Annotated in this window: 1 protein-coding gene; it reads left to right on the top strand. The window is 34.6% G+C overall.

The genetic code is table 11. The features are described from left to right. Positions 1-227: 227 nt before the first annotated feature. On the top strand, positions 228-1,010 hold a 783-nt coding region (locus ACIPNH_RS00250; protein ID WP_400770799.1), incomplete at its 3' end, for a 5'-3' exonuclease H3TH domain-containing protein.

The raw sequence follows: 1,010 nt of genomic DNA, 5'->3' as shown, positions 1-1,010 counted from the left end.
CAATTTGATGCATCATTCTTTTTGTAAAAAACATTCCAAACTTTCTCTCCACTTTTTCTGGGTAAGGTCAAATTTCTTCTACTAGGTTTTGATATTACATATGTGTACATCCCCATCATGAATGCTATTTTCGGTAAAATCTCTTACAACGCTCAAAAGCAGAAAAACAAAAACTTGATTTTCTCAGCTAAATAGTGGACCATCAAAAGCACGCATAAATATCTACAATGAAAGAAAAAACTTTCACAATCATCGATGGCTATGGTTTTCTTTTCAGAGCTTACTATGTACTACCTCACTTAATTACCACAACAGGAATGCCAATAGGTGGTGTATATGGCTTTCTGAATATGGTTCTTAAGTACATTGCCCATTCGGACTACTTAACTATAGCACTTGATGCAGGGAAAAAGAATTTTAGGCACAATTTATATTCTGAATACAAAGCAAACAGAGTAACGCCTCCTGAGGATCTAACTCCACAGTTCACCATACTGAGGGAAGCGGTAGAAGCTTTTAACCTCAGCTATGAAGAGATTGAAGGTTATGAAGCAGATGATATAATCGCAACACTAGCTGCAAAATACGCCAACCACCAAGACTTTAAAGTGGTAGTCGTTTCATCAGATAAAGATTTGTTCCAGCTTTTGAATTACAACATTCTAATATTTGATCCTATTAAAAATATATACATAGATGAAAAACAAGTAATAGAAAAATTTGGTGTAAACTCACACAAGCTTCTTGATTTATTTTCTCTAACTGGTGATGCATCTGACAACATTCCAGGCGTTCCGGGAATAGGTCCGAAGACTGCAGCTAAATTACTGGATGAATTTGATTCATTGAATAATATTATAGAGAACATTGATAATATCGAGCAAACGAGGATTCGTAATATTCTTACCGAACATAAGGAAAAAGCACTAATTTCAAGAGAACTTTTATCACTATGCGAAAAAGTAGACCTTCAACATGATATTGCAAAATATGAAGTCCATTCTCCAAAT

It is taken from the genome of Wolbachia endosymbiont of Drosophila barbarae, from assembly GCF_044752445.1.
GTDB lineage: Bacteria > Pseudomonadota > Alphaproteobacteria > Rickettsiales > Anaplasmataceae > Wolbachia > Wolbachia pipientis.
This window is presented reverse-complemented; position numbering and strand designations above follow the sequence as displayed.